This is a genomic window from Streptococcus ratti FA-1 = DSM 20564 (assembly GCF_000286075.1).
Classification (GTDB): domain Bacteria; phylum Bacillota; class Bacilli; order Lactobacillales; family Streptococcaceae; genus Streptococcus; species Streptococcus ratti.
Window position 1 is genome coordinate 1,505,929 of record NZ_AJTZ01000005.1, and the last position, 22,020, is coordinate 1,527,948.

General features: G+C 37.2%; 18 protein-coding genes, 3 tRNA genes and 1 pseudogene. 13 read left to right on the plus strand and 9 right to left on the minus strand.

The window, feature by feature from the left end; genetic code table 11:
- Positions 1 to 17: 17 nt before the first annotated feature.
- Both yfmH and yfmF read right to left on the minus strand, forming a co-directional pair.
- Complete coding sequence (yfmH, locus tag SRA_RS09055; RefSeq protein ID WP_003090079.1) at positions 18 to 1,310, minus strand: EF-P 5-aminopentanol modification-associated protein YfmH; 1,293 nt, start codon at positions 1,308 to 1,310, stop codon at positions 18 to 20.
- Complete coding sequence (gene yfmF, locus SRA_RS09060; protein WP_003090081.1) at positions 1,311 to 2,558, minus strand: EF-P 5-aminopentanol modification-associated protein YfmF; 1,248 nt, start codon at positions 2,556 to 2,558, stop codon at positions 1,311 to 1,313.
- A 79-nt stretch (positions 2,559 to 2,637) separates the two neighbouring features.
- Here yfmF and yaaA point away from each other — a divergent pair.
- A pseudogene (gene yaaA, locus SRA_RS09065) lies at positions 2,638 to 3,011 on the plus strand (S4 domain-containing protein YaaA).
- 2 nt (positions 3,012 to 3,013) lie between these two features.
- Positions 3,014 to 4,105 carry a DNA replication/repair protein RecF gene (gene recF / locus SRA_RS09070; RefSeq protein ID WP_003090084.1) on the plus strand — a complete coding sequence of 364 codons (1,092 nt, stop codon included), beginning with the start codon at positions 3,014 to 3,016 and terminating at the stop codon, positions 4,103 to 4,105.
- Positions 4,106 to 4,278: 173 nt separating this feature from the next.
- Here recF and guaB read toward each other — a convergent pair whose 3' ends face one another.
- Both guaB and trpS read right to left on the minus strand, forming a co-directional pair.
- Positions 4,279 to 5,760 carry an IMP dehydrogenase gene (gene guaB, locus SRA_RS09075; RefSeq protein WP_003090086.1) on the minus strand — a complete coding sequence of 494 codons (1,482 nt, stop codon included), beginning with the start codon at positions 5,758 to 5,760 and terminating at the stop codon, positions 4,279 to 4,281.
- Between the two features lie 163 nt (positions 5,761 to 5,923).
- Positions 5,924 to 6,946, minus strand: coding sequence for a tryptophan--tRNA ligase (gene trpS / locus SRA_RS09080; RefSeq protein ID WP_003090088.1), 1,023 nt, complete (start codon positions 6,944 to 6,946; stop codon positions 5,924 to 5,926).
- A gap of 156 nt (positions 6,947 to 7,102) precedes the next feature.
- Here trpS and SRA_RS09085 point away from each other — a divergent pair, with 156 nt between their 5' ends.
- Positions 7,103 to 8,743, plus strand: a complete 1,641-nt coding sequence (locus tag SRA_RS09085) for an ATP-binding cassette domain-containing protein (protein ID WP_003090089.1) — start codon at positions 7,103 to 7,105, stop codon at positions 8,741 to 8,743.
- A gap of 185 nt (positions 8,744 to 8,928) precedes the next feature.
- Entirely contained in the window at positions 8,929 to 11,523 is a 2,595-nt protein-coding gene (locus tag SRA_RS09090) for a YfhO family protein (RefSeq protein WP_174267031.1), read from the plus strand.
- Positions 11,524 to 11,582: 59 nt separating this feature from the next.
- Here the strand turns inward: SRA_RS09090 and SRA_RS09095 are convergent.
- Positions 11,583 to 11,656, minus strand: a tRNA-Asn gene (locus SRA_RS09095).
- A gap of 5 nt (positions 11,657 to 11,661) precedes the next feature.
- Positions 11,662 to 11,733 (minus strand) — tRNA-Glu (locus SRA_RS09100).
- 172 nt (positions 11,734 to 11,905) lie between these two features.
- Here SRA_RS09100 and SRA_RS09105 point away from each other — a divergent pair.
- A tRNA-Arg gene (locus SRA_RS09105) sits at positions 11,906 to 11,979 on the plus strand.
- A 68-nt stretch (positions 11,980 to 12,047) separates the two neighbouring features.
- On the opposite strand, the gene SRA_RS09110 is transcribed toward SRA_RS09105, so the two are convergent.
- From SRA_RS09110 to rlmH, 3 genes are read right to left on the minus strand one after another with little or no spacing between them, the layout of a single operon-like run.
- Positions 12,048 to 12,728: a YoaK family protein gene (locus SRA_RS09110; RefSeq protein WP_037611265.1), complete on the minus strand. Its 681-nt coding sequence runs from the start codon at positions 12,726 to 12,728 to the stop codon at positions 12,048 to 12,050.
- 32 nt (positions 12,729 to 12,760) lie between these two features.
- Positions 12,761 to 13,435 (minus strand): DNA alkylation repair protein, encoded by a 675-nt coding sequence (locus SRA_RS09115; RefSeq protein WP_003091068.1) that lies wholly within the window; start codon positions 13,433 to 13,435, stop codon positions 12,761 to 12,763.
- Between the two features lie 8 nt (positions 13,436 to 13,443).
- The gene (gene rlmH / locus SRA_RS09120; protein ID WP_003090094.1) at positions 13,444 to 13,923 is read right to left on the minus strand and encodes a 23S rRNA (pseudouridine(1915)-N(3))-methyltransferase RlmH; all 480 of its coding nucleotides are present in this window, start codon (positions 13,921 to 13,923) and stop codon (positions 13,444 to 13,446) included.
- A gap of 216 nt (positions 13,924 to 14,139) precedes the next feature.
- Between rlmH and SRA_RS09125 the strand changes: the two genes are divergently transcribed.
- The 8 genes from SRA_RS09125 to ychF all read left to right on the plus strand — a co-directional run bounded on the left by SRA_RS09125 (position 14,140) and on the right by ychF (position 21,946).
- Positions 14,140 to 15,360: a S1C family serine protease gene (locus tag SRA_RS09125; protein WP_003090107.1), complete on the plus strand. Its 1,221-nt coding sequence runs from the start codon at positions 14,140 to 14,142 to the stop codon at positions 15,358 to 15,360.
- 181 nt (positions 15,361 to 15,541) lie between these two features.
- Positions 15,542 to 16,318 carry a ParB/RepB/Spo0J family partition protein gene (locus SRA_RS09130; RefSeq protein ID WP_003090109.1) on the plus strand — a complete coding sequence of 259 codons (777 nt, stop codon included), beginning with the start codon at positions 15,542 to 15,544 and terminating at the stop codon, positions 16,316 to 16,318.
- Positions 16,319 to 16,518: 200 nt separating this feature from the next.
- Positions 16,519 to 17,871 carry a chromosomal replication initiator protein DnaA gene (gene dnaA / locus SRA_RS09135; RefSeq protein ID WP_003090112.1) on the plus strand — a complete coding sequence of 451 codons (1,353 nt, stop codon included), beginning with the start codon at positions 16,519 to 16,521 and terminating at the stop codon, positions 17,869 to 17,871.
- A 156-nt stretch (positions 17,872 to 18,027) separates the two neighbouring features.
- Entirely contained in the window at positions 18,028 to 19,164 is a 1,137-nt protein-coding gene (gene dnaN, locus SRA_RS09140; protein WP_003090114.1) for a DNA polymerase III subunit beta, read from the plus strand.
- A gap of 58 nt (positions 19,165 to 19,222) precedes the next feature.
- The gene (locus tag SRA_RS09145; protein ID WP_003090116.1) at positions 19,223 to 20,104 is read left to right on the plus strand and encodes a diacylglycerol/lipid kinase family protein; all 882 of its coding nucleotides are present in this window, start codon (positions 19,223 to 19,225) and stop codon (positions 20,102 to 20,104) included.
- 11 nt (positions 20,105 to 20,115) lie between these two features.
- Positions 20,116 to 20,307 carry a DUF951 domain-containing protein gene (locus SRA_RS09150; protein WP_003090118.1) on the plus strand — a complete coding sequence of 64 codons (192 nt, stop codon included), beginning with the start codon at positions 20,116 to 20,118 and terminating at the stop codon, positions 20,305 to 20,307.
- A gap of 93 nt (positions 20,308 to 20,400) precedes the next feature.
- Complete coding sequence (locus tag SRA_RS09155) at positions 20,401 to 20,751, plus strand: helix-turn-helix domain-containing protein (RefSeq protein WP_003090120.1); 351 nt, start codon at positions 20,401 to 20,403, stop codon at positions 20,749 to 20,751.
- Positions 20,752 to 20,830: 79 nt separating this feature from the next.
- Positions 20,831 to 21,946 carry a redox-regulated ATPase YchF gene (gene ychF, locus SRA_RS09160; RefSeq protein WP_003090123.1) on the plus strand — a complete coding sequence of 372 codons (1,116 nt, stop codon included), beginning with the start codon at positions 20,831 to 20,833 and terminating at the stop codon, positions 21,944 to 21,946.
- Positions 21,947 to 22,020: the final 74 nt, after the last annotated feature.

Here is a 22,020-nt window from a genome sequence, read left to right on the forward strand (position 1 = left end):
TTAGACCGTTTTTCTGCCTATTTTGGAAATAGTGTAAAATCTGTCACTTGCATCTCTGTCATAATCTGCCGTCCAAATTCCATAACTTCTTTTATTTCCAGACTTTGCAAAACTTTTGGAAAATCAAAGTAAGTTTCTTTTTGCCATAAATTGTCAATAAATTGATTGGCAAGTGTATCAATGGTATCTAAACTGCTGATAAAATCTCCATACAGCTCATTTTTCAGAGTTTGTAAGTGGGTTTCCGATAAATTCTCATCTGTTTCAAACTTCTTAACTGCTTGGCGAATTTGATTGGACATGGCAATGGGTTCTTTTGTATCAAGCATGATGACAACAAATTGATAGGAAGCTGATACTTCAATTTTCATATCAAAAGAATCGTCAATCTTTCCCTCTTCATACCATTTTTGATAGCGCTGAGACGTCCAGCCAAACAAAAGGGAGAAAAAGAGCTTCAAAAGCAGTTTTTCTTTTAGCAAAGACTTGGTTTTCTTTCCAATAAAATTAAAACGAAATCCTACAGCTAATTTGGGAAGCGTGATGTCTTTTTGCAGTGAGCTGGCTGATGTAACAGGTAACAGCTTTAAGTCTGAGTGTTCAATTTGAGGGGGCTTGGTTTGAGGCCGTTCCTTTTGAACAGTGACAATATCCTTGTAAACCTGCTTGACATCAAAAGATCCTACAACTAAAAGAATAAGATTGGAAGGATGGTAAAAATAGTGAAAGTTTTCTTCCAAATCATGCTTGCTTAAACTGAGAATGCTCGCTTGACTGCCGGCAATATCTTTTGCCAGAGGACTTTTAGGATAAAGCTTAGCTAAAATACCTTGATATAGAAAGTCATCGGCATCGTCTTGATACATATCAATTTCCTGAGCAATGATGTTTTTTTCCTTTTCAATTGACACATCTGTAAAGACAGTTTTACTGGTAAAATCCTGCAGCAAGGCAAGATTTTCTTTAATGCTGTCAACTGCTGAAAAATAATATACCGTTTTGTCAAAATCTGTGTAGGCATTGCTGTCTGCCCCTAATTTTGTAAATTCATAGGAAGCATCTTTGCTGTTTTCCATTTCAAATAACTGATGCTCTAAAAAATGTGCAATACCTGCCGGATACTTCTTGGCTTTACCGTCTACTGTAAACTCTGTGTCAATAGAACCAAATCGGCTGCTTATGGCAGCAAAAGTTTCTTTAAAATCTTTTTTGGGTAGCAAAAAAACAGTGATTCCATTGTCCAGCTGATTGAAATAAAACTCTTCACCACTGTCTGGAAATTGACGCTTTTTTAATCTCGTTGCAGCCATTTATTCTCCTTCCAAAAAATAGATAGACTGTAGCTTAATAAGATTAGCCACCCTGACAACATCTTCTTTACTTATCTCATTAACCTTATCAATCCAATCTTTTGCAGCCAAGCACCGCTTTTTTAAAAATTGACAATTGTAATGATAGTTAATCATACTTTTAGGATGATCTTCTGATAGCTGGACGTTATTTATCAGCATTTTCTTGGTCTGATTTAATAAATGACTGGAAAAACGCCCCAACTTCAAATCATTAAACTGTTTATTGATTAACTGAAAAGTCTGAGGTCTTTTTTTACTGTCAATACCCGTGTAAATTTGCAGTAAACCTCTGTAACTGTCAAAATGACTGCCGATACTATAGGCCAGACCTTGTTTTTCTCTGATTTCAGTAAACAATTTTGAATGCGGAAAGGCACCTAAAATACCGTTAAAAACCAGCAAAGCATGGTAATTACTGTCACCGTAAGTTACTGGCAGATGGTAGCCCAACTGCAAAATGGATTGCTGATTTTCTCTTTGTTCAACCTTTTCCTGAACAACTTTGGAGTAATGCTGCTGATAAAAAAAGTTTAATTCTTTCTGCCGATCTTTTAAAGGAAACTCTTCAACCAACTGCAAAACGTGATAGTCATCAAAATTTCCTAAAGCAAAAATATCAATGCGGTCTTCCTTTAGCATTTTTTGAAATTCTTGATAGGCGGTGTAAGAATTTTCAGCGGCCACTAAATCAGCTGTCGCATCCTTTGAATGCTGCATGACTTTTTCTTTGAAAAAAAGTTTTTGCAGTTCCAAATGGCTGTAGTAAAAGGGATCCTCTTTATCAGCTTTTAAATACCTCATTAAGTTGGCTTTCTCAAGGTCAAAACTCTTGCTCTGATAATGCTCCACTGAAGCTAAAGGATTGAATAGGACTTCTCTTAAAAAACCTACTATTTCCTCCAAAATAGAACCGTCTTCTGGCACAAACCGATCCGATACAAAAGAAATGTCAATATCAACAATATGAACCTGGCCTTTGGCTGAGACCTGTGTGGAAAAACGAGCGCCATAAAGATTGGCCAATTTTTCTCTGAATATCTGCGGTGTTGGGTAGGCATTGTTTGCTGTTACTAACATTTGAGCAACCAGAACACGGCGGGCTAATGTTTTGCTGTTTAATTCTCCGGAAAAACGAAAAGTAATATGATTAGTCTTAAATTTGGTCGTTTTAATCAAGTGTAAATGTACATCTTGGGCTAATTTCATGGGACTTCCTTTAATATGTTATTCCGTTCAATTATATCATTTTATGCTATAATTATCCTTAGAGAAAGTTGAGGAATTTATGGAATATAAACTTTTTGGAGACTATATTACATTGCAGGCACTTTTGAAAAATTTAGGCATTATTTCAAGCGGAGGCGCCATTAAATCTTATCTGGCTAATACAGAGGTCTTATTTAATGGCCAAAGAGAAACACGCCGCGGGAAAAAGATTCGTTTAGGAGATCAAGTTGCTATTCCTGCATCAAATATTCTTATTACTATTGTTGAACCATCGTCAAAAGAGAAGGCAGAGTACCTTAGTCAGCTGGCAGAAAAAGAAAGAGTGGCGGCTCTTGTAAAAGAATTGAACCAAAAAAATAAAAAAACAAGCAGCATAAGGGATCAAAAATAGTCCCTAAAACTAAAAAAGCTGTTAAGTTCCCTGGCACTTAACTATGTGGATAGAAGAAATTAACTTAAAAAATTATCGTAATTATGAATCTGCTCAAGCTGTTTTTTCGCCAAATCTCAATGTCTTTATTGGCCAAAACGCTCAAGGAAAAACAAATTTCCTAGAAGCCATCTATTTCCTATCCTTAACACGCAGCCATCGAACACGATCAGATAAAGAACTTATTCAGTTTAACGAAAAAGAATTGAAAGTTTCTGGTGTTCTTCATCGGGTAAACGGTAAAATTCCTCTGGAAATCAATCTTTCTGATAAGGGACGAACAACCAAGGTAAACCATCTTAAACAATCTAAACTCTCTGATTATATCGGAATTATGACTGTAGTTCTGTTTGCTCCGGAAGACTTACAGCTCATCAAAGGAGCACCTAGTCTTAGAAGAAAGTTTATGGATATCGATTTAGGCCAAATAAAGCCTGTCTATCTAGCCGACCTATCAAATTATAATCACGTCCTAAAACAAAGAAATGCCTATTTGAAAACATCTGAAAAGGTTGATAACGATTTTCTTTCTGTCTTAGACCAGCAATTAGCTGATTATGGTGGAAGAGTGATTGAACATCGCTTTGATTTTATTCAAAATCTAACCAAAGAAGCCGATAAATATCATTTTTCTATTTCAAATCAACAAGAGCATCTAAAAATTTCCTATCTTTCTTCGGTTAAATTTGATTATAAGCAAAACATTCGAGATAACTTTTTGAATCAGTTACAAAAAAATCGACAGGGAGATATTTTCAAAAAGAACACTAGTATCGGACCTCATCGTGATGATTTGCTGTTTTTTATTAATGACATGAACGCTAGTTTTGGTAGTCAAGGTCAGCACCGCAGTCTTATTTTATCGCTGAAATTAGCTGAAATTGAGCTGATAAAAAAGACTACCGGTGATTATCCTATTCTCTTGTTAGATGATGTTATGAGTGAACTTGACAATTACAGACAAACTAAACTTTTAGAAGGTATCAAAGAAAATGTTCAAACTTTCATTACAACGACCAGTCTTAATCATTTACAACATCTTCCTAAGGAACTAAAATTATTTACAATTAATCAAGGACATATAACATCAGATTGACTAGGTGTCAATTTATTGTAAACTTACTTGACTATAATGTAATTTTTTTGTCAAAGTATCTATCAAAAAGCTCTCTAAAAGAGTATTATGTCTCAAATAATTGTAAATATATCATTGACAACCAAAAAGAGCTAGAATGGAATGTTCTAGCTCTTTTTATCAAACTTAAATTATTATTGTACCGAATAGTTGGGTGCTTCATTGGTAATTTGAACATCATGAGGATGACTTTCAATCAAACCAGCTCCTGACATTTCGATAAACTGAGCATTTTCACGAAGTTCCTGCAAATCAGCAGCTCCAACATAACCCATACCTGAGCGAATTCCTCCAAGCATTTGGAAAACAATATCTGCTGCCGCACCTTTATATGCTACACGGCCTTCAATCCCTTCTGGAACAAGCTTGTTAGCTTCATTGACAGAGCCTTGGAAATAACGATCACTTGAGCCTTTCTTCATAGCTGCAATTGAACCCATACCGCGGTAAGTCTTAAATTTACGGCCTTGGAAGATTTCCGTTTCACCCGGTGCTTCATCAGTACCGGCAAACATTGATCCAAGCATGACAGCATTGCCACCAGCAGCAAGAGCTTTGACAATATCACCTGAATACTTGATACCACCATCAGCAATAATTGTCTTACCGTATTCACGCGCAACACTGGCTGCATCATAAATAGCTGTAATTTGAGGAACACCAACACCAGCAACCACACGTGTTGTACAAATTGAACCAGGTCCAATTCCTACTTTAACCACATCAACACCAGCTTCATAAAGAGCACGAGCACCCTCAGCAGTTGCAATATTGCCTGCAATCAAAGTACGATCTGGGAAATGTGCTCTAATTTCAGCAATCTTACGAAGGACACCGGCAGAATGACCGTGAGCTGTATCAATAACAATAGCATCTGCACCAGCTTCAAAAAGAGCCTCTGCCCGCTCAAAAGTATCTGATGTAACGCCAACAGCACCAGCAACTAGAAGACGTCCAAATTCATCTTTTGCTGCATTTGGAAACTCGATAACTTTTTCGATATCCTTGATAGTAATAAGTCCAGACAGACGTCCTTTCTCATCGACTAAAGGCAATTTTTCAATACGGTGCTCATGCAAGATACGTTCAGCTGTCTCAAGATCTGTCCCGACAGGAGCTGTAACCAATTTTTCACTGGTCATATGCTCTGAGATAGGCGTATCGTAATTAGAAATAAAGCGCATATCGCGGTTGGTAATAATTCCAACTAATCTACGATTATCAAGAGTCTCAACAACAGGAACACCGCTAATACGATAACGCTGCATCAGTTCTTCGGCTTCAGAAACCTTATGTTCTGGTGTTAAAAAGAAGGGATCAATAATAACACCATTTTCTGACCGTTTTACTTTACGAACTTCCTCAGCCTGCTCCTTAATAGACATATTTTTGTGAACAACACCAAGACCGCCTGCACGCGCAATGGCAATAGCCATCTTACTGTCAGTAACAGTATCCATAGCTGCAGTGATAATTGGAATATTCAATGTCAAATTTTTTGCCAATTTCGTCTGCATATTGACTTCATTTGGAAGAACATGGCTTTCAGCCGGGATGAGTAATACATCATCAAAAGTATAACCTTTTTTCAAAAATTTTCTGTCCCAATTTGACATTAAAATAATCCTCTTTTCTATACATTTTTCGCCTATCGGCTATTTATTGTTACTATAATAACACGCTAAAATCATTTGTCAATGAATTCCAGAAAATTTACGAAAGAAAGGAGCAGAGTAAAAAACATTCTAAACTTCAGCTTTCCACTCCCTCTTTTTCGTCTTAGAAATAATTAATGCCCATAGCTGATTTAACTTCATCCAATGTTTGAGCTGCAACAGATTGCGCCTGTTCACTGCCTTTTTTCAGCATATTAAATACCTCTCCCATATCTTTAGCATATTCTAAACGGCGTTCACGAATTGGTGTTAACTCTCGTTCAAGAATTTCTAAAAGATAGCGTTTAGTTTTAACATCCCCAAGACCTCCGCGTTGGTAATGTTCTTTCATGGCAGCAATCTCTGCTTGATCCTCTTTACGGCCAAAAATATCAAGATAATGGAAAACCATATTACCTTCAATCTGACCTGGATCTTCAACACGAATATGATTTGGATCTGTGTACATGCTCATAACTTTTTTACGAACAGTATCAGCATCATCAGATAAGAAGATACCATTCCCCAAAGATTTAGACATTTTAGCATTGCCATCAAGTCCAGGCAATCGTCCAGCCGCTTCATTTTCAGGATAAATGCCTTCTGGTTCGACTAAAACATCGCATTTGTAAGTGTGATTAAAGCTGCGTGCAATCTCACGTGTTTGCTCAATCATTGGTTTTTGGTCATTGCCAACTGGCACATAATTTGCTTTAAAGGCTGTAATATCAGCTGCTTGGGAAATAGGATAAACTAAAAAACCTGTTGGAATAGACTCGCCAAACCCTTTTTGAGCAATTTCCGTTTTAACAGTTGGATTGCGCTCCAAACGAGCAAGAGAAACTAAATTCATATAATACATGGTCAATTCGGCTAGTTCAGGAATTTGACTCTGAATAAAAATAGTCACCTTTTGCGGATTAAGGCCTACTGCCAAATAATCAAGAGCGACATTGCCGACAGACTCCTTGATTATTTCAGATTCTTTAGCGTGATCGGTGAGGGCCTGCTGGTCTGCCAAAAAAACAAACATATCGTACTTGTCCTCATTTTGCAAAAGGACACGGTTTTTAAGGCTGCCGACATAATGCCCTAAGTGAAGTTTCCCTGTCGGACGGTCACCTGTCAAAATAATAGGTTTTGTCATTTCTGTTCTCCTAAATTACAATTAGTTCAATTATAACATAATTATAAGCAGCAGGAGGACAAAAGCAACAGTCAAAATTTAACAGACGAGGGATTTAATTGAAAAATAAGGGCTTTTCCTGTAAAATGTAGTAGTATCAAAAGATGAGGTGAAAAATTGTTAACTGTATCAGATATTTCGCTGCGTTTCAGCGATCGTAAACTTTTTGATGATGTCAATATTAAATTTACAGCAGGAAATACTTATGGATTGATTGGTGCTAATGGTGCTGGAAAATCAACATTTTTGAAAATTCTAGCTGGTGATATTGAACCGACAACCGGACATGTAACTCTCGGTCCTAATGAACGTTTGTCTGTTCTTCGTCAAAATCACTTTGACTATGAAGAAGAGCGTGTCATCGATGTTGTTATTATGGGCAATCAAGAGCTCTATGATATTATGAAAGAAAAAGATGCTATTTATATGAAGCCCGATTTTTCAGATGAAGATGGTGTTCGTGCTGCTGAATTGGAAGGACAGTTCGCTGAATTAGGCGGATGGGAAGCTGAAAGCGAGGCCGCTCAACTACTGCAAAATCTTAATATTCCTGAGGATCTCCACTATCAAAACATGTGTGAACTGTCTAACGGTGATAAGGTCAAGGTTTTGCTGGCTAAGGCTCTTTTTGGCAAACCGGACGTTCTCTTGCTTGATGAGCCCACTAATGGTCTTGATATTCAGTCCATTAATTGGCTGGAGGATTTTCTTGTAGACTTTGAAAATACGGTTATCGTTGTTTCCCATGACCGTCACTTTCTCAATAAGGTCTGTACCCATATGGCTGATTTAGATTTTGGAAAAATCACGCTCTATGTTGGTAATTATGATTTTTGGAAAGAGTCCAGCGAACTGGCAGCCAAACTTCAGGCTGACCGCAATGCTAAAGCAGAAGAAAAAATCAAAGAATTGCAAGAATTTGTAGCACGTTTTTCAGCCAATGCTTCTAAATCAAAACAGGCAACATCCCGTAAAAAAATGCTGGATAAAATTGAGCTGGAAGAGATTGTGCCGTCAAGCCGTAAATACCCATTTATTAAATTTCAAGCTGAACGTGAAATCGGCAATGATCTTCTAACAGTAGAAAATCTTTCCGTTAAAATTGACGGTGAGACCATTCTTGACAATATCAGCTTTATTTTAAATCCGGGAGATAAGACTGCCATCATCGGTCAAAATGATATTCAGACAACAGCTCTTATGCGCGCGCTTATGGGGGATATCGACTATGAAGGTACTATAAAATGGGGAGTTACAACAAGCCGCTCTTATCTTCCAAAGGACAACAGCAGTGATTTTGCAAGCGGGGAATCTATTTTAGAATGGCTGCGACAGTTTGCCAGCAAAGAAGAAGATGACAACACTTTTCTTCGCGGTTTCCTGGGCCGTATGCTCTTTTCCGGCGATGACGTTAACAAGTCTGTCAATGTCCTTTCCGGAGGAGAAAAGGTGCGCGTGATGCTCTCTAAATTAATGCTGCTCAAATCTAATGTGCTCGTCCTAGATGACCCTACCAACCACTTAGACTTAGAGTCTATCTCAAGCCTAAATGACGGTCTCAAAGATTTTAAAGAATCTATCATCTTTGCCAGCCATGACCACGAATTCATTCAAACATTGGCCAACCATATCATTGTCATCTCTAAAAACGGTGTTATTGACCGTATTGATGAGACTTATGATGAATTCCTTGAAAATGAAGAAGTACAGGCAAAAGTTGCTCAACTCTGGCAAGAGAATGGGGGAGAAAATCGGTAAATCGTCATGAAATGGCGATTTCGATTTCGTTGTCCCATCTCCGTACAGTTTAATTAGGATGACCGCTATCACTTGCCTAGCGGAACAAGGACTTCCAATAAGCTACTGCATCAAACATTTGATGCTGCATAGATGGAAAGAGTTTGAATTTTTTGTCCTAAACTCTTTTTTTATATCTAAAATTTATGATGAACTATTTAAAAAAACACAAACAGAGCTTTATTTTTTATTGTATCAGTTTTGTACTGCCCGCTTTTATCATGTTTACTGTTCTTTTTACCAAAAGCATTTACTGGGGCAGCGAGACAACTCTTTTAGCCAGCGACGGCTTTCATCAGTATGTCAATTTTGATACGCTTATTCGCAATATTTTTCATGGAACAGACAGCTTATTTTATTCTTTTAAAGGCGGACTAGGGTTTAACGTTTTCGCTCTGATGAGCTATTACTTAGGCAGCTTTTTGACACCTTTGACTTACTTTTTCACTGTTCAAACAATGGCTGATGCCTTTTACCTTTTTACCTTGATAAAATTCGGTTTGATTGGCTTGTCTGCTTTTTATTGTATGAACCAGCTTTATCCCAGCATAGCAAAACATCTGGTTCTGATACTGTCAACTTCCTATGCCCTGATGAGTTTTACCACCAGTCAGCTGGAGTTAAATAACTGGCTGGATATTTTTATTTTGCTGCCGCTTATTTTGCTGGGCTTGGATCGCTTAATAAACAAAAAAGGACTAACACTTTATTTTCTTACCTTAAGTTGTTTGTTTATCCAAAATTATTTTTTTGGCTTTATGACAGCTATTTTTCTGTTGCTTTGGTTTTTTGTCCAGACATCATGGCACTTTAAGGAAAGAATTAAAAGATTTACTGATTTTGCTTTGGTTTCTCTTTTTTCAGCCTTTACCAGTGCTTTCATGCTGCTTCCAGCCTTGTTTGATCTGAGCAGTCATGGAGAAAAAGCGGCTGATCATTTTGCCATATTGTCCGCAGATTTGAGCCTCTTTGACCTGTTTGCTAAAAATATGGTTGGTAGTTATGACACAACAAAATACGGATCCATCCCAACAATTTACATTGGATTATTCCCCTTAATTTTAGCTCTTGCTTTCTTTTTTATAAAAACTATTAAAGGTTCTGTCAAGATAGCCTACTTGCTTCTTATTGTTTTCATTATTGCCAGTTTTATTTTTCAGCCTCTCGATCTCTTTTGGCAGGGCATGCATTCACCCAATATGTTTCTTCACCGTTATTCTTGGGTTTTGTCCATCGTTATACTGATGATGGCAGCCGAAACCCTATCTAGAACAAAGTATTTGACATTCAAATCTTTTTTCCCTGCCTTTGTTCTGTTAGGCCTTGGATTTACAGGCGTCTTCTTTTCTAAGGAAAATTATGATTTTTTAACACCTGCTCAATTCATACTGACCGGGCTCTTTCTAACTGGATACGGTACAATTCTCTTCATTTTTTTCAATAAAGGAATTTCTCAAAAGCTGATTATTTCCTTTACACTTATCTTTACAGTTTTTGAATTGTCTTTAAACAGTTTTTTCCAAATTGAAGGGATTGAAAATGATTGGAACTTTCCTTCCAGAAATGTTTATGAAGATAATGTCAAAGAAGTTGACAATTATGTCAAGTTAGCTGATCGAGAAACATCTGGTTTTTTCCGTCTGGAGAAGCTGTTCCATCAGACTTTAAATGATGGCATGAAATTCAACTATAACAGTATTTCTCAATTTTCATCCGTCAAAAACACCCTGTCTGCTGAATTATTAAATGCTCTAGGTTACTATTCCCAAGGCAATCATGCTTTCATCAATTACCATAACAATACGGTTTTAATGGACAGCCTTTTCTCAGTTGCCTATAATATTAGTAGCCAAGAACCCAATAAATTCGGATTCCAGCTAAGAAAAAGTGGCAAACATTACAGCCTTTATAAAAATTCTTACCGTCTGCCTTTAGCGCTTATGTCAAAAGGTGTTTACAACGATGTCAAGTTAAATTCCGATCCACTAAACAATCAAGAAAAAATTGTCAAAGAATTAACAGGAGTAAAAGATAGGTTCTTTACAGAAATTCCTATTCTCTCAAGCAAAAATGGCCAAATTTTAAATGGCCGCACAGCTGTTACTGATTTTAAAGGAAGTCAAGCAAAAGTTTACTATAATGTAAAGGTACCTGCTAACAGTCAGCTTTATGTCAACCTTCCTAATATCAGTTTTAGCAATAAAGAAGAGAGAAATATTTTATTGACAGTTAAAAACCGAAAAATGCAGCAAACAGCAGATGATAGCTACTATTTGTTTAATTTAGGCCATTATAAACAAGAACAGCTTTTGACTTTCAAATTTGATTTTCCTAATAATAAAACAGTCAGCTATGATTTACCGCATGTTTATGCCTTAAATTTAACAGCCTACCAAAAAGCAATTGCACAATTAAAAGATTCGGCAGTTAAAGTATCAACTCGAGGAAATCAAATCGTTACGTCTTACACAGCTAAAAAGAAGAGCTCGCTGATTTATACCCTACCTTACGACAAAGGGTGGTCAGCAGTACAAAGCGGGAAAAAGCTGAACATTCAAAAAGCTCAGAAAGGCTTTATGAAAATCACCGTTAAAAAAGGCCAAGGCAAAATTACCATGACCTTTATTCCTCAAGGTTTGTATCTAGGAATTCTAATTTCTTTTTTGGGTCTCTTTCATTTTATACTTTATTCGCTTTATAACCAAAAATCTATTAGGGCTGACCCGCCATCAAGAGACTGAAGAACTCTAAAAAGGTGCAATAAAAAAACCTGCAATTATGCAGGATTAATGTCTTATCACTCCGGCAGTAGGACTCGAACCTACGACATCATGATTAACAGTCATGCGCTACTACCAACTGAGCTATGCCGGAATTAATAGTCCGTACGGGATTCGAACCCGTGTTACCGCCGTGAAAAGGCGGTGTCTTAACCCCTTGACCAACGGACCATTATTGATTAACACTCTTACTATTATAACAAATATCTTTGATTTGTCTAGCTTTTTTCAAAAAAATTATGAGAATATTTCTCCTTTACTGCTAGACAAACAGCTTAAAAATACACCAATCTGTAAAGATTGACAGCAGCCCATGAATTTTGGTAAAATAATATAGTTATAAGGTCTCATAGCTCAGCTGGATAGAGCATTCGCCTTCTAAGCGAACGGTCGCAGGTTCGAATCCTGCTGGGATCAAAAAACAGGACTGACATGTGCCAGTCCTTTTCTTATTGTCATGCTTAATGTTAATGTCCAAAAGCAGCTCATGAGTCCTTGATCTTATTTTCTTTTCGTTCCATATTTAGAAAATATACCAATACTAACATGGGTAAAAGCAAGAGATAAAGGCTGCTTTCAGTCAGGTAGCGGCACATAGCAGCGGACACCCATACACCAGCTATAAAAGTAATAATAACTGCAATGATATAGCACGACTGCTTTAAAATCTGCTCATCTTTTTCCACACTTCCTTTAAGAAAAAGATAGGCAGCATTTTTTATGTTTCCTGTCATCATCGTATTGGTATAAGCATATCCTCTGACCCGCTTAAAAGTCGCCAGCTGAATAGAGGCAAAAGTTGCCAACCCTGCAATCGTAAAAATAGAGGGCAAAAGAGGACTTAATACAGCTATCACCGCCAACAGAATCAGCAGCACATAAGTGCTAAATTTATGCCATCTCACGTTTTTAGGTGTGATCCATTTTTTAAGAAAATAATAGAAAAACTGTCCTAAAATAAAGAAAACAATGGGAATCAAAAAACTAAAGGCCTCTTTTAAATGTCCCTCTGCAATATTAATGGTCATATACAGTAAATTTCCCGTCTGCATGCTGGCAAAGCGCCCTTCTTGAGTGATAAAGGTATAAGCATCAATAAAACCACTAATAAACGTTAAGAGCATTGCGGCCCTCAATCCTTCAAAATTTTGATACTTTTTTGCCATTTTTCTCCTTTTTGTTTCACGTGAAACACCTTTCATAGATATTTACTGGCTTCTCGGACAGATAAACGGTTCATTTGTTCTTGATGGTTTTCAATAAAGTTATGAACCCAATTGGGATTAGTCTTTGAATACTCCCGCAAGGCCCAGCCAATAGCCTTGTTAATAAAAAACTCTTTAGCAAAAACAGAATCGGATAGATTATTTTCAATGATAGCTGCCAAAAGATGTTCATCAGTAGCTTTTTTAAAGGTCAGCTGATGGTCAATAGCCAAACGCCGCAGCCAAAAATTATCAGCCGCAGACCACTCCAACATAATCTCTTTAGCCTGAGGATTCTTTTTAACAATGACTCCAGCAACTTCATCCAAATTATCCACAGAATCCCACCACGCTTTGCTGACAGCGAGCTCTTTTATTTTGTCTAGATCAGATAGGAGCAGCTTCGCGCTGACTCTTGGCATCTGGAGATAATCACAGGCTAGATACTGACATTCACGGCAGTCTTCCTGCCACATTTCAAAAACAAATTTCCAATCAACAGCTTCCTCTAAAGACTTCTCCTTCAAAAATGCTTTAGACAGCTGGCGCCGCAATGGTGTTGGAATCCCATAAAACGCAAAATGATTTTTTTGATATTTAGCCATTTTAGCAGCTTTTTCTGAATCAGAATTCTTTTCAAATAGTTTAATCATTTCAGAATAAGTCATCATGTCTCCTATTTGTGATAAGGGCTTCCTTCCTGAATCATAAAAGATCGGTAAATTTGCTCTGTCAGCACTAAGCGCATCAGCTGATGGGGCAAGGTCATAAGGCCAAAACTAAGGAGCAGATCAGCTCTCTTTTTGACTTTCTGAGAAAGTCCAAGGCTCCCACCGATGATAAAAGTAATATTAGAATAACCTTTAAGTTTGGCATCAGACAGAATTTGACTGAACTTTTCAGAAGATATCTGCCTACCCTCAATGGCTAAAACAATCGCAAAATCTCGATTAGAAATTTTAGATATAATCCGCTGACCTTCTTTATCGAGAATCTGTTCATTCTGAGTCTGGCTGGCATTATCTGGCGTTTTTTCATCTGGCAGCTCTATCATTTCAAACTTAGTAAAACGGCTCAAACGCTTACTGTATTCGGCAATACCATCTTTTAGATACTTTTCCTTTAATTTGCCAACCGTTATTAATCTTACTTTCATACTTTCTATTATAACATCTTTTTCAGCAGACTTATCCACAGTTTTTCAAAGAAACTGCTTTTCTAAAAAACACTTATTTGCAAATATGAATCAACATTTTCAGAAAGTTTTCCACAACTTGTGGATTCTTTCTTTTTTTACTGTTTTAAGGTATAATTAAGTCAAATTTCTTAGACTGTTTCAGACTAATGATTGAAAAATTTGGAGGTTCTAAAAGTGAATAATGCAAAATCCCATACCTTCCTAAAATGGTTTATCCCTTTTCTGCTTATTTTTTTAAGCTTTATCTTAGGAATTGTCTCAACAGCGGTATTTTACTGGGTATCAGGTAACAAAACATTGTCTAACGGTGGAAAAACAACTGTCAGCAATGTGGTCTATAATACCAAATCTGACACCACTGAAGCTGTTAAAGATGTTAAAAATGCTGTTGTCTCAGTTATTAATTACCAAAAAACTGACAGTAGTTATTACAATGACTATGGCGACTATGGAGATGACTCACAAGACGAAAATAATTCAGAAAATGGTTTAAATGTTTATGGTGAAGGATCCGGTGTTATCTATAAAAAAGACGGAAGCAGTGCCTATTTGGTAACCAACAACCACGTCATAAAAGATGCTGAAAAACTGGAAATCATGCTGGCTAACGGGAAAAAAGTTGTCGGAAAATTAGTCGGTTCTGATACCTATTCTGATTTAGCTGTTGTGAAAATTTCTTCCAAAGAAGTCAGCACTGTTGCTAAATTTGCTAATTCAGATAAGATTAAGGTCGGCGAACCTGCTATTGCCATCGGTAGCCCTCTGGGAAGCGATTATGCTAATTCAGTAACGCAAGGTATCGTCTCCAGCCTCAGCCGCACGGTAACCTCACAAAATGAAAATGGCGAAACCATTTCAACCAACGCCATCCAAACCGATGCTGCTATCAATCCTGGTAATTCCGGCGGAGCTTTAATCAACATCAAAGGACAGGTTATCGGTATCAATTCAAGTAAAATCGCATCGAGCAGCAATTCAAGCAACGGGGTTTCTGTTGAAGGAATGGGCTTTGCCATCCCATCAAACGATGTGGTTTCTATCATTAACCAATTAGAAGAAAACGGTGAAGTTATCAGACCGGCTCTAGGTATTTCAATGGCTAATCTGAGTGAAGCTTCAACCAGCGGCAGAGAGTCCTTAAAACTTCCAAATGATATTACAAGCGGTATTGTTGTTCTTTCAACTCAAAATGGTATGCCGGCTGATGGTAAGCTGAAAAAATATGATGTCATCACAGAAATTGATGGCAAAAAAGTGTCTTCCATCAGTGATCTGCAAAGCACTCTTTACAAACATAAAAAAGGTGATACAATTAAAATTACCTTCTACCGCGGCAAAGATAAGAAGACAGTTGATATTCAGCTAACAAAAACAAGTCAGGATTTAAATAATTAATGGTGCAAAAATCGGCGAACAGCAACTGCTGTTAAAGCCGGTTTTTAAATCTGAATATTAATCCTTTAACAATCAATACCTGCTATTAAGCAAGATTTTTCAACTGTATCAGGAATGGACAAAAGAGTGTTCCTTTTAAACTCTAGCACATTTTTGTCCTTCCTTTTTCATGGAGTTAATGATGCCTGAAGAACTAAAATACCTTGACCCCAAAGATATTAATCCCAATCCTTATCAGCCAAGACTTCATTTTGAGCCTAAAGAACTGAAAGAGCTGACACAGTCCATTAAAGAAAATGGACTGATTCAGCCTATTATTGTCAGAAAGTCAGATATTTTCGGTTACGATTTAATTGCAGGAGAGCGGCGGTTAAAAGCGGTTAAGATGGCTGGATTAGATAAGATTCCTGTCATTATCAAAGATGTTTCCGACAAAGACAGTATGAAGCAGGCTATTATTGAAAATTTACAGCGTTCCGATCTTAATCCGATTGAAGAGGCTAAGGCCTATCAAAATCTTATCATCAAAAGTCAAATGACTCATGATGATATCGCAAAAGCCATCGGAAAATCCAGGCCTTATATTACTAACAGCATCAGACTCCTAAATCTGCCAGCTGACATCAAACAAGCCCTTGAAAAGGGAGTAATTTCTCAGGGACACGCGCGCCTGCTCTTAAGCATTAATAAGCAAGAGCTGCAGAATAGTTGGTTTCATAAAATTCTTGATGAACAGCTCAGTGTCCGCCAGCTTGAAAGAGCTTTGAAAAATCTGTCCAAAAAAGAAAACAAGAAAAAACCGCCAAAAGATATTTTCATTTCAGAAAAAGAAAAAGAAATCAGCCAGCTTCTGGGTCTGCCTGTTTCCATTCACTACAATAAACAGAACCAGGGACAGCTGAAAATTTCCTTTACATCTGAAGAAGAATTCAACAGAATAATGAACAGGCTTAATTAGCTTGTTCATTTTAACTTTTTTCTAACGCTTTTTTCCACAGCAAAAAACAGCTCAAACAGCTGAATTAACTGTTTTTATTTCTTTTTCCACAACTTGTGGAAAACTTTTATTTACAATGTGGATTTTTCATTTGCAGCTGTGGAAAACTTTTGTCTTTTATGGTAAAATTTTCTTATTACAAATCTTTATAGGAGCACACTATGACAAAAAATGACGAAATTTTTTGGAATAGGGTCTTAGAACTTGCACAAAGTCAATTAAAACAAGCTACATTTGATTTTTTCGTTTCAGATGCTAAACTGCAGAAAGTTGAAGGAAGCACTGCAACCATTGTGCTTGATGATATGAAAAAGCTGTTCTGGGAAAAAAATCTGCAGCCTGTTGTGCTGACAGCTGGTTTTGAAGTTTTCAATACTGAAATTTCTATTGACTATATTTCTGAAGAGGAAGAGCAACCACCAAACACTGATTCCCAAACTGATGAGTCTGCACCTTCAGTCCAGTCTCTGCCCATTGTGCAAAACGATCTTAATCCAAAATACAGCTTTAATAACTTTGTAATTGGTGATGAAAATCGCTGGGCCTTCACAGCTTCTGTATCTGTAGCAGACCTTCCGGGAACGACCTACAATCCTCTTTTTATTTACGGAGGACCTGGTTTAGGAAAAACCCATCTGTTAAATGCTATCGGCAATGCCGTTTTAGCCAATAATCCTAAGGCTCGGATTAAGTATATTTCTGCTGAAAACTTCATCAATGAATTTGTTGTCCACATCAGACTGCAAAATATGGATGAACTTAAGCAGAAATTTCGTAATTTAGATTTGTTGCTGATTGATGATATCCAATCTTTGGCCAAGAAAAGTTTGGCCGCTACACAGGAAGAATTTTTCAATACCTTTAATGCCCTTCACGATAATAATAAACAGATTGTTCTAACCAGTGACCGAACACCAGATGATCTTAATGATTTGGAACAGCGTTTGGTTACGCGCTTTAAATGGGGACTGACGGTTAACATTACACCCCCTGATTTTGAAACCCGTGTCGCTATTTTAAATAATAAAATTCAAGAATATAACTACAGCTTCCAGTCAGAAACAATTGAATATCTGGCAGGACAGTTTGATTCCAATGTCCGGGATTTAGAAGGTGCTTTGAAAGATATCAGCCTGGTGGCCAATTACAGAAATCTTGATGTTATAACCGTTGAAGTTGCAGCAGAAGCGATCAGAGCCAGAAAACAAGACAGCAGTCCTAAGATGATCGTTATTCCTATTGAAGACATTCAAAAGCAGGTAGGAAAATTTTACGGCGTAACTGTCAAGGAAATCAAATCGACCAAACGAACACAAAACATTGTTTTGGCACGTCAGGTTGGCATGTATTTAGCGCGTGAAATGACTGACAACAGCCTTCCAAAAATCGGGAAAGAGTTTGGCGGACGCGACCATTCAACCGTCCTGCACGCTTATAATAAAATAAAAAATATGCTAGCTCAGGATGACAGCCTAAAAATTGAGTTGGAGACGATAAAAAATAAAATAAAATAGGCATCTGTGCATAAGTCTAAGAAAACTAACTTTTTATCCACAAATTGTGAACAACTCTTAAGCTAGGCCGTAGCTCAGTTTCTCAGACTTATCCGCACTGTGCACAAGACCTACTACTACCACTAACTTAATACTTATAAAATAAAGGAGTATTCCATGATAAAATTCTCAATTAATAAAACCTTTTTCCTGCAGGCTCTAAATGCAACCAAACGAGCTATCAGTTCTAAAAATGCTATTCCTATTCTTTCCAGCTTAAAAATCGAAGTTCGTTCCCAATCAATCGTTTTAACCGGTTCTAACGGTCAGATTTCCATTGAAAATACCATTTCAGCCGATGATGAAAATGCAGGGCTGCTAATTACTTCTCCTGGTTCAATCCTGCTTGAAGCCAATTTCTTTATTAACGTTGTTTCCAGTCTGCCGGATGTTACTTTGGATTTTGAAGAAATCGAACAGCATCAAGTAGTTTTAAACAGCGGCAAATCAGAAATTACTCTCAAAGGAAAAGATGTTGAACAATATCCGCGTTTGCAGGAAGTTGTCACCAACAATCCTTTAATTTTGGAAACAAAACTGTTGAAAACGATTATTTCTGAAACAGCTTTTGCTGCCAGTACCCAAGAAAGCCGTCCAATTTTAACAGGTGTTCATTTAGTATTGACCAACCATAAAGAATTTAAAGCTGTGGCAACAGACTCTCATCGAATGAGTCAGCGCAAACTAATCCTAGAAAATTCGACTGATGATTTTGATGTGGTTATCCCTAGCCGTTCTTTGCGTGAATTTGCAGCGGTTTTCACTGAAGATGTGGAAACTGTAGAGGTGTTCTTTTCCAGCAGCCAAATCCTCTTTAGAAGTGAAACAATCAGCTTTTACACGCGCCTTTTAGAGGGCAATTATCCAGATACTGACCGTCTGCTGGCTAATAATTTTGAAACCGAAGTTGTTTTTAATACTAATTCTCTACGCTATGCCATGGAACGGGCGCATCTTATTTCCAATGCAACACAAAATGGCACAGTAAAATTAGAAATTATCAACAATCAAGTGACAGCCCATGTTAACTCACCCGAGGTCGGAAAAGTTAATGAAGAGCTTGACGTTGAAAACTTATCAGGAAATGATTTAACAATCAGTTTTAACCCAACTTATCTTATCGAAGCTCTAAAAGCTCTTAAAAGTGAGACGGTTACTATTCGTTTTATTTCGCCAATCCGTCCTTTCACTCTAACACCGGGTGATGACAGCGAAAACTTCATTCAGCTGATTACACCTGTCCGTACAAACTAAATAACGCAATAACGCCTGCAGCAGGCGTTATTTTTTATCAATATGATATAATGAACTTATGCTCTATATTTTAGTAAATCCTAATTCAGGGGATAAAAGCGGTCTAAAAAAAGCAACATTAATCAAAGAGACTTATCCACAGTTTAAGGCGAAAATTTACCAAACGCGCTATTTTAATGACGAAGCACACCAGCTAAAAAGAATTCTTGAATCTTATGATTCTCATCAAGATCAATTGTTAATTATTGGTGGAGATGGAACTTTATCTAAGACCTTGTATGTTTTACCCCAAGACATTCCCTTTGCTTACTTACCATCAGGTTCAGGCAATGATTTTGGTCGAGGTTTTTATTCTTTTCGTTTAGAAAAAATGATTGGAGCCTTACAGCAGCAAAAAACACAAACTATTAATGTTTTTCAATCAGCCAATCATCTCATTTTAAACAGTCTAGGCATTGGATTTAATGCGCGTGTGATTGTTTTATCTGAAAATTCAGCTTGGAAAAAACGATTAAATAAGATTCATTTGGGAAAATTAACTTATTTGTTTTTAGGAATACGTTCTATTTTTAATCAAGAAAGTGTCTCAGTAACAGTTACTGATGAAGAAGGAATGACTAAAACTCTTTCAAATTTATTCCTTTTTGTTTTAGCAAATAATGCTTATTTTGGAGGTGGTATTATGATTTGGCCAGAAGCCTCTCTTAAAACAAACCAACTTGATTTGGTTTACTTAGAAAAAGGGAATACTTTTCAAAATATAATGGGGCTGCTGACTTTGGTTTTAAAAAAACACCGTAAAAACGATCGTTTGAAGCATCAATCATACAGGACAATAACATTGAATTTTTCAAAGCCAGTCGTAGCACAAATAGACGGCGAAGTGGTTGAGCTATCGACTGAAAAATTTAGCGGTTATCAAAGGAAAATTTATCTGTAAAAGGAGAAAAAATGTACGAATTAGGATCTTTAGTTGAAATGAAAAAGCCGCATGCCTGTACCATCAAGGCGACAGGTAAAAAAGCTAATTGCTGGGAAGTAGTGCGTCTCGGTGCAGATATCAAAATTCGCTGTACCAATTGTGATCATGTCGTCATGATGAGCAGACATGATTTTGAAAGGAAGATGAAGAAAGTCTTATAAAAATGTTGCGCAACTTTAACTACTATTTTGCTTACAGTTGCTAGTAAGCATTAAATAAAAGATTTATGATAGGGAGGAGAAGGAGGAGCTACTATGTTACAGTTTTCAAATCAATTAAAAAAATTACGAACTGAGTGTGAACTTTCGCAGGAAGAACTGGCTAATCAACTTTTCATCTCCCGTCAAGCAATCTCCAAATGGGAAAATGGCGAAGCAGCGCCTGATATGAACAATCTGATAAAACTGGCAGATATTTTTGAAGTTAGCCTAGATAAGCTTGTTTTAGGAAAAGAAGATGAAAAAGTTGTTGAGAATGCTGTGGAGAAAAAAACTGAAAAACATATGAACGGCTGGGAATTTTTAGTAAACTATTGGTGGCTGTTATTTCCTCTTGGAGGTTTGGTATTATGGTTTCTAAGAGGTATTGCTGAGATTTTACATTAAGCTTGTTAATTGGCAAGCTTTTTCTTATCTTTTTTGCTATAATAGTCATGATTGAATAAAATAACGGAGACTAGAATTTATGGCTTTAACGGCAGGTATTGTTGGTTTGCCAAACGTTGGGAAATCAACTCTTTTTAATGCGATTACAAAGGCAGGTGCGGAAGCTGCCAACTACCCTTTCGCGACAATTGATCCCAATGTTGGCATGGTTGAGGTGCCGGATGCACGGCTGCAAAAACTGACAGAATTGATAAAACCTAAGAAAACTGTTCCAACAACTTTTGAATTTACTGATATTGCAGGTATTGTAAAGGGAGCGTCAAAGGGTGAAGGGCTTGGCAATAAATTTTTAGCTAATATCCGTGAAGTTGATGCCATTGTCCATGTTGTCCGTGCTTTTGATGATGAAAATGTCATGCGTGAACAAGGGCGTGAAGATGCCTTTGTTGACCCGATAGCAGATATTGAAACGATTAATTTAGAATTGATTTTAGCAGATTTGGAATCTGTCAATAAACGTTATGCTCGTGTTGAAAAGATTGCACGTACGCAAAAAGATAAGGATTCTGTAGCTGAATTTAAGGTACTTGAAAAAATCAAGCCAGTTCTTGAGGACGGTAAATCAGCCAGAACCATTGACTTTACAGAAGATGAACAAAAAATTGTCAAGGGCTTGTTTTTACTGACAACAAAACCGGTACTTTATGTAGCCAATGTGGATGAAGATAAGGTTGCTAATCCTGATGACATCGAATATGTTCAGCAAATTCGTAATTTTGCAGCTACTGAAAATGCTGAAGCTGTCGTGATTTCAGCGCGTGCTGAAGAAGAGATTTCAGAATTAGACGATGAGGATAAGGGAGAGTTTTTGGAGGCTCTTGGTTTAGCAGAATCTGGCGTGGATAAGTTGACACGTGCAGCCTATCAATTACTTGGTCTTGGAACTTACTTTACAGCAGGAGAAAAAGAAGTACGCGCTTGGACCTTCAAACGTGGAATAAAAGCTCCACAAGCTGCTGGTATCATTCATTCGGATTTTGAAAGGGGTTTTATCCGCGCTGTGACGATGTCCTATGATGATCTTATCAAATATGGCTCGGAAAAAGCTGTTAAAGAAGCTGGCCGGCTGCGTGAAGAGGGGAAAGATTACGTTGTTCAGGATGGAGACATCATGGAATTTCGTTTTAATGTTTAAAGTGCTAAAAAGAGGTATAAAATCACCTATAACCTAAAAAGAGTTGGGAAATTTTCCCAGCTCCCTTTTGGTCT